At 67.6% G+C, this 7,318-nt stretch carries 6 protein-coding genes; 2 read left to right on the forward strand and 4 right to left on the reverse strand.

Annotated features, from left to right (window positions below; translation table 11 throughout):
* On the forward strand, window positions 1–367 hold a 367-nt coding region (locus AC0V2Y_RS27515), incomplete at its 5' end, for an IS1595 family transposase (protein ID WP_475416044.1).
* Window positions 368–514: 147 nt separating this feature from the next.
* On the opposite strand, the gene AC0V2Y_RS27520 is transcribed toward AC0V2Y_RS27515, so the two are convergent.
* The 4 genes from AC0V2Y_RS27520 to gshB all read right to left on the reverse strand — a co-directional run bounded on the left by AC0V2Y_RS27520 (window position 515) and on the right by gshB (window position 6,631).
* Window positions 515–1,279: an SAM-dependent methyltransferase gene (locus tag AC0V2Y_RS27520; protein WP_475417757.1), complete on the reverse strand. Its 765-nt coding sequence runs from the start codon at window positions 1,277–1,279 to the stop codon at window positions 515–517.
* Between the two features lie 43 nt (window positions 1,280–1,322).
* Window positions 1,323–3,368, reverse strand: coding sequence for a TonB-dependent receptor domain-containing protein (locus tag AC0V2Y_RS27525; RefSeq protein ID WP_475417756.1), 2,046 nt, complete (start codon window positions 3,366–3,368; stop codon window positions 1,323–1,325).
* Between the two features lie 222 nt (window positions 3,369–3,590).
* Window positions 3,591–5,666, reverse strand: a complete 2,076-nt coding sequence (paaZ, locus tag AC0V2Y_RS27530) for a phenylacetic acid degradation bifunctional protein PaaZ (RefSeq protein WP_475417755.1) — start codon at window positions 5,664–5,666, stop codon at window positions 3,591–3,593.
* Window positions 5,663–6,631: a glutathione synthase gene (gshB, locus tag AC0V2Y_RS27535; protein WP_475417754.1), complete on the reverse strand. Its 969-nt coding sequence runs from the start codon at window positions 6,629–6,631 to the stop codon at window positions 5,663–5,665. The genes paaZ and gshB overlap by 4 nt, the downstream gene beginning before the upstream one ends.
* A 273-nt stretch (window positions 6,632–6,904) precedes the next feature.
* Between gshB and AC0V2Y_RS27540 the strand changes: the two genes are divergently transcribed.
* Window positions 6,905–7,318, forward strand: a 414-nt coding sequence (locus AC0V2Y_RS27540; RefSeq protein WP_475418418.1) for an acyl-CoA thioesterase, incomplete at its 3' end; no start/stop codon positions are given.

The following is a 7,318-nucleotide window of genomic DNA, read 5'->3' on the forward strand; positions in this document are numbered from 1 at the left end:
CACGGGAAAAGGAGCGCTGACGCAGGCGCAGGTGCGCCATTATTTGTTGCCCATGATCGACAAGGATATCCTGTTGCTCACCGATGGCCATGCCGCCTACCGGGCTTTTGCAAAGGAGGCGGGGATCAGCCACGAGGCCGTCAATTTGCGCGCAGGCATCCGGGTGCAGGGCGCCGTGCATGTGCAGCACGTCAATGCCTATCACAGCCGCCTGCGGGAATGGCTACGCCCCTTTCACGGGGTGGCGACGCGCTACCTGCCGAATTACCTGGGCTGGCGCTGGATACTCGACGCCGGGCGTATCCGTTCGCCGGAAACATTATTGAAGGCAACACTCGGAGCATTCCCACATCTGACGGTGACATAGCCTAAATTATTGTGATTTCTGACTTCCATAACCGGCGCTCTGCGGCGTTGCCCGCTGCTAGCAGTGCTCGCACTGCGTCGCAGCGGGCGCCTTGCATAGCATCCGGTTCTGTTCGTCATAAATTCACAATAATTTCCTGAGGATTACTTAGCCCAGGAAATCGCCTACATACACCAGGTGTTCGAACGGCGGCTTGTCGTTCTCCGTGCGGGCCAGCACCGTGTCCAGCGTGGCGCGCAGCACGGCCTGTTTCGCGTCGGCGCCTGCGTGCGCGACGATGGCCAGCGGCGTGCTGCCGGGCAGGTGGCGCGCCAGGCGTTCGACCAGCGACGGCAGGTCGGCGCGCATGGTAAAGAAGACCAGGGTGGAACCGGTGGCGGCCAGCTTGTCCAGGGTGTCGCTGCCCGTGTAGTCGTCGCGCGTATCGGCCGAGGCGGCGAGGATGACGGAGCGGCTGCGCTTGCCGCCGGTGACGTCGCGGGCCAGCGCCGCATTGGCCGCATTGAAGCAGGAGATGCCAGGGATGACGATGGGATTGAGTTCGCTGAACTCGCTCAGGTAGCCCGATTGCGGCCCGAAGATCATGGCGTCGCCGTAGTCGAGCACGGCGACGGTCTTGCCGGCCGCCGCTGCCGCATGGATGATCTGGCGCGTCTGTTTTTCCATGGCGTCGACTTCCTCTTCCGGCGTGTCGCGCCGCGCCAGGGGACTGAACAGGCCGTGGCCGGCCTTGTGCAGCTCCTTGCCGCCGAGCAGGTCGGCAAACGCTTCGAGCAGGCGCGGGATGCCGAATACGATATCGGCGCCGCGCAGGATTTTCTGCGCCTTGACGGTGATGCTGTCGGGGTCGCCGATGCCGGCGCTGACGAGGTACAGGCCGCAGCGCGCGCCCGCTTGGGTGGTATGGGTCATGGTTCTCTTCTCTTCAAGGATGGTTGATTGGAGGGGGAATCGCTTAAAACTGGTAATTCGCGCTGACGCGCACGTCGCGTCCCGGCTCCGGCAGGATATTGCCGACGCCGCCGTCGAGCGAACTGTGGCTCGTGTAGCGCTTGTCGCCCAGGTTGCGCACGGCCAGCGCCAGGCTCAGCGCGCGCAGCGCGGCCGGCTGCCATTGCAGCTGGACGTCGTGCAGCACATAGCCGGCCCGCTGCACCGCCGCTTTCGGCACGTCCTCCAGGCGCCGCACGGCGTTCACGGTATAGCCGGCCGTGAGGCCGGGCAGCATCCGCCAGTGGCTGTCCCACGTGAGCCGGTCGCCCAGGGCCGTGCCCACGCGGCGCGACGGGTTCAAGGGCTTGCCGCCCAGCGTGGTATCGGCCAGCACCACGCCCAAGGACGTGGCGTAGCCGCCGCGCTGCCAGCGCGCCTTCCATTCCCAGCCCCTGGAACGCAGGGTCTCGGGCATGTTGCGGATATACGCGGGATACGCTGCGCCCTGGCCGGCCCACTCGATCAGGTTGGCAATGCGGGTGTCGAAATAGCCGAGGCGTACGGTCAGGCGGTCGCCGTCCTGCAGCGCATCGGCGCCTTCGTACTGTAATCCCGCTTCGCGCGTGTCCGAGGTTTCCGGCTTGAAGGGCTTGCCGTTGTTGAAATTGCTTTTCTTGTCCACGCTGGTGAGGAAACCGATGGGGATGATGCCGCTGGCGCGCACCGCCTCGCCATAGCTGGCAAAGGCGCCCACGCCGCCACCCAGCTCCACTTCGGCGCCGGCGTTCGGCGACGTCTTGCCGCCCTTGACGGTGCGCGGTCCGAAGGCGGTGTCGTAGCGGTCGTGTCGCACGCCCAGCGACAGCTGCACGGCTTGCCAGCGCATGCGCTCCTGCACGAAGAGGCCCAGGTTGCGTGTCTGCGTGGTTTTGCGGCCCGCTCCCAGGATGGCGGCGCCCAGCACGCCGTTCGTCGTGCCTTCCTCGTCCATGAAGTCGGCGCCGGCCGTCAGGCGGTGCTGCGTGCCGGCCAAGGCCAGGTGCGCCGTATTGCGCGCGCTGCCGCCCCGTTCCGTCGTCCTGGCGCTGCGCGCCTGGGGCACGTCTTCCAGCGTGTTCTCGTTCTGGTACAGATTGAATTTCCAGTCCAGCAGGGCATTGCCGGCCGGCTGGTAGCGGTGCTCCAGCGTATAGGTATGGCGCGCGCTGCGCTGGTAGGTGGGCACGGCGTTCGCGGGCGCATAGCCGTTGTCGCTGCCGACCCGGCCGAACAGGTAGAGTCCCGCATTGCGGTTGCGCGCCGCGCCCAGCCGCAGGCTGTGGCCGGCCAGCTCCAGCAGACTCAGTTTGAGCAGGTAGTCGCGGTCGCGCCCGGCCGAATGGGGCACGTCGCCACCGCCGCCGATGCGGTAGTTGTCGCGGTTGACGGCGCTCACATGGGCCAGCAGGCCCAGCTTATTGTCCAGCGTCTCGCCCAGCATGCCGTACGCGCTGACGGCGCCGCGCCGCGCTTCGTCGGCGCTGGCGTACGCCGCGCGCACGGTGGCGCCCGCGCGCCTTCCCGGCACCAGCAAGTCCTGCGCATCGACGGTGTCAAAGCGGATGCTGCCGCCCAGCGCGCCCGGCCCCGCCTCGGCGCTGGGGCCGGGCTGGATATCGACCTGTTTCAGCAGGTCGGGATCGATGCCGGCCAGGTCGCCCCGGTGCTGGTGCAGGCTGCGGCCCTGGCGCGCGCCGTCGATGCTGATGTTCAGGTTGGCGCCATCGACGCCGCGCAGGTAGAGGCGCTGCGCATTGCCGGCGCCGCCGCCCACGCTGACGACCGCTTCGCCGGCAAAGACGTCGGCCACGTCCATCGCTTGCTGACGCTGCAGGGTCTCGCGCGAAATGCGCGTGATGCCCGGCAGGGGCGCGTCCGGCGCGGACTGGTCGATCAGCTTGACTTCGGGCAGGGTCGCCAGCGGCGCCGCCTGTCCGGCGCGCGCATCCGGCATGTGCTGTGCGAAGGAGAGGGGGGCGATGGGCAGCGCGCTGGCGCCAAGCAGGAAAAGGGGTACGGCATGTCGCATGGGAAGGTCGTCTTTGTCAGAAGGGAAGCCACGGGAAGGGAGGGCGCAGGTGCTGGCCTGCGCAGCGTCAGTCGAATCTGCTACAGCAGCGCTGTCCCGGGACCGGAAGTGGCGCGCCGCACCCCTTCTGGTCCCTGAAATACCCGGTTGGCTTCATCTCGTCAGCCGCCATTCTGGAAGAGGCGGATAAGCTTGGCTATTTGTATTTCTTGAGCCGCGCCATCAGGAATGCTGAGGGCTGCCGCTCATGGCCCCGCGCTTGGCCACCAGGGTCAGGATGTCGTAGCTGGCCACCAGTTCATCGTTCTGGTTGGTGACCTGCACGTCCCACGACACCACGCCCTGGCCGACGCCCTTGTCGTCGCGCCGCTGGCGGTCGACCTTGCGCTTGCACGTCAGGCGCGCGCGGATGGTGTCGCCGATGCCCACCGGGGCGACGAAGCGCAGGTCGTCGAGCCCGTAGTTGGCCAGCACGGGACCCGGCGCCGGGGACACGAACAGTCCGGCCGCCGCCGCCAGCACGAAATAGCCGTGCGCGATGCGTCGGCCGAACTGCGAATCGCGCGCGGCGATCTCGTCGAAATGCATGTAGAAATAATCGCCCGAGATGCCGCCGAAGGCGACGATGTCCGCTTCGCACACGGTGCGCCGGTGCGTCAGCAGTGATTCGCCCACTTCCAGCTCGTCGAAATGCTTGCGGAACGGATGCTGCACGCTTTCGCGCACGGCGGCGCCGCGCACGTATTCGCCCGTCACGGCCGTCAGCATGGTGGGCGAGCCTTGCAGCGCCGAGCGTTGCAGGTATTGCGAGATGGCGCGCAAGCCGCCCAGCTGCTCGCCGCAGCCGGCGCGGCCAGGGCCGCCGTACTTCAGGTGCGCCGAGGCCAGCACGTCCGTCCCCGCCGCCGCCACTTCGCGTTCCAGCACCAGCACGCGCCCGTGCGAGGCGGCCAGGCGCGGCACGGCATACGCGGCCAGCTTCGGGTCGCGCGTGGCCAGCGTGCTGGCCAGGCTGCCCCTGCCGCGCGCGGCCAGCGCCAGCGCTTCCTCCACGTCCGCATACGGCATCAGCGCGCAGACGGGTCCGAAGGCCTCGATCTCATGCACGGCGTCGCCGCGCGCGCCGCCGCGGCACAGCAGCAGGGTGGGCGCGGCAAAGGCGCCGTCGCGCACCCTGTCTCCTGCCGGCGCGTAGCCGTCCACCTGGCCGCAGACGATGTCGCTTTCCTCGGCCAGGGCGCGCACGCGGGCGCCCAGTTCGCTGCGCTGTTCCTGCGACGCCAGCGGCCCCATTTGCACGCCCGCCTGCGCCGGGTCGCCGATCACCACCGCCGCCAGGCGTTCGCGCAGGCGCGCCGTCAGCGCTTCGATCTGCCCGTGCGGCACCATCACGCGGCGGATCGCGGCGCCGTCCTGGCCCGCCTTGACCGTCATCGAACGCACGATGGCGTCGACCAGCAGCTCGAATTCCGGCTCGCCGCTGCGCACGTCCGGTCCCAGGATGGCGCAGTTCAGCGACGCCGCGCCCAGGCTGAGCTGCACCGAGCGCGCCAGCAGGTTGGGGTGCTTGCGCAGTGTCGTGGCGGTGGCGTCCGAGCCCGTGAAGCTGACGGCGTCGTTGTCCTGCAGGCGCGCCAGCAAGGCATCGGCGGGGCCGATGGCCAGCTGCAGCGCGCCTTTCGGCAGCAGGCCGGAAGCGTCGATCAGGCGCACCAGCGCTTCGGCCAGGTAGCTGGTGCAGGTGGCCGGCTTGACGATGCAGGGCATGGCGGCCAGAAAGCTGGCGGCGAATTTTTCCAGCAGCGACCAGACGGGCAGGTTGAACGGGTTGATGTGCAGGGCCACGCCGCCGCGCGGCACCATGATGTGCGTGCCGGCCGCGCCGCCGCGCCGGCACAGCGACATGGCGGGCGCTTCGTGCAGCACGTTACCGGAAGGCAGGCCGCTGGCGGCGATGCCGGCGTAGGAATTGAGCACGCCGATGCCGGCGCAGATATCCTGCTTGCTGTCGGCGCGCGTGGCGCCGCTCAGGTGGGCGATCGTGTACAGCTCCTCGCGATGGTGCTGGATGTGCGATGCCAGCGCCCGCAGGCAGGCCGCCCGCTGCTGGAAGTCGAGGGCCATCAATGCCGGCACGCCGGTGCGGCGCGCATAGTCGAGCGCGTGCTGCGCGTCGACCGACTCGGCATGCGTGTGATAGATCAGCGCATTGTCGATGGCGCTGTGCAGCGACAGTCCCGCTTCGCTGCCCATCCAGCGTCCGCCTATCCAGCTTTGCAGTGTGCTTACCTTGTTCATGCTTGTTCCTCGTTCGTGTGCGTGAGCGATGCCGCCGTTTCCAGCGCATCGATGAACATGCCCGCCACGTCGAAACCCGTCTGCTGCATGATTTCGCGGAAGCAGGTCGGACTGGTGACATTGATTTCGGTCAGATGCGCGCCGATCACGTCCAGCCCGACCAGCAGCAGGCCGCGCGCCGCCAGCACGGGCGCCAGGGTGTCGGCGATCTCGCGGTCGCGCGCCGTCAGCGCGCGCGCTTCGCCGCGTCCGCCGGCAGCCAGGTTGCCGCGCACCTCGCCCGCCTGCGGAATGCGCGCCAGCGCGTGCGGCACCGGCTTGCCGCCGATCAGCAGGATGCGCTTGTCGCCTTCGCTGATGGCGGGAATGTAGCGCTGCGCCATGATGGTGACGGCGCCGTCGCGCGTCAGCATTTCGACGGTGGCGCCCAGGTTCATGCCGTCCTCGCGCACGCGGAAGATGCCGGCGCCGCCCATGCCGTCGAGCGGCTTGAAGATCACGTCGCCGTGCTCGGCGTGGAAGGCGCGCAGGCGCGACGGCTCGCGGCTGACCAGGGTCGGCGCGCAGAACGGCGCGAATTCGAGGATCGCCAGTTTCTCGTTGTGGTCGCGCACGGCCGATGGCCGGTTGAAGACGCGCGCGCCCTGGCGCTGCGCCATGTCCAGCAGGTGGGTGCTGTACAGGTATTCCATGTCGAACGGCGGGTCCTTGCGCACCAGCACCGCGTCGTACCGCGCCAGCGGCAGCGTCGCCGCCGCCTCCCGCTGGAACCACGCGCCTGCCGCGTCGGTCAGGTGCACGCGCGCCGCATGGGCGCTGACCACGCCCCCTTCGCAGTGCAGATGCCGCTGTTCGAATACGTGCAATGCGTGGCCGCGCGCGGCCGCTTCCTGCATCATCGCGTAGGTCGAATCTTTCTTGATGTTCAACAGCTCGAGGCGGTCAGCCAGGATCGCGATTTTCATCGATGCGCCTTTCATTCAATAGGGTGGGGAAGAGGAAACCGGTGGGCCGCGCCGGTGGGCGCGGCAGCCGCGGCGCCATGCGCCGGGTCCTTGTTGCCGGAATACTTCTGCAGCGATGGTAGCGCAACGGGCGCCATCCGGCTCCTCAGATATTTGGACGTCGGCCCTCAGATATTGCGTCTTGTGAGGCACCCTCGATCGGTCTTAGCATCATTGGCGAAATGTCACTACCCAAGCCGGCCTGACCGGATATAACCGCCACATGAGGACACAATGATGCGCCGCTCTTTCAAGACCAATCTCGACATCCGTTACTGCGACACCGACTCGATGGGCCACGTCAGCAGCCCCGTGTACTACGAGTACATGCAGACGGCCTACCTCGAATACATGCACCGCATCCTGGAAATTCCGAAGAGCGAGAAGCTGCCGCACATCATGGTGAAAACCGCGTGCGAATACATCGCCCAGGCGAAGTACGGCGACAAGGTGCTGGTGCTCAGCCATGTCTCCAAGTTCGGCGGCAAGAGCTTTGAAATGGAGCACGTCATGCACATTGGCGACGAACAGGGCGTGGTGATGGCCAAGGCCATTTCCGTGCACGTCATGTACGACTATGAACAGCAGGCCACGCAGCCCGTGCCCGAGTCCTTCAAGCAGACCGTGCTGGCCTACCAGGGCAGCCTT

The organism is Janthinobacterium sp. BHSEK, assembly GCF_056174685.1.

Bases quoted from the DNA above. Each gene is read 5' to 3' on its own strand.
- AC0V2Y_RS27520 (WP_475417757.1), bottom strand. From the start codon at position 1,279: ATGACCCATACCACCCAAGCGGGCGCGCGCTGCGGCCTGTACCTCGTC.
- AC0V2Y_RS27525 (WP_475417756.1), bottom strand. From the start codon at position 3,368: ATGCGACATGCCGTACCCCTTTTCCTGCTTGGCGCCAGCGCGCTGCCC.
- paaZ (WP_475417755.1), bottom strand. From the start codon at position 5,666: ATGAACAAGGTAAGCACACTGCAAAGCTGGATAGGCGGACGCTGGATG.
- gshB (WP_475417754.1), bottom strand. From the start codon at position 6,631: ATGAAAATCGCGATCCTGGCTGACCGCCTCGAGCTGTTGAACATCAAG.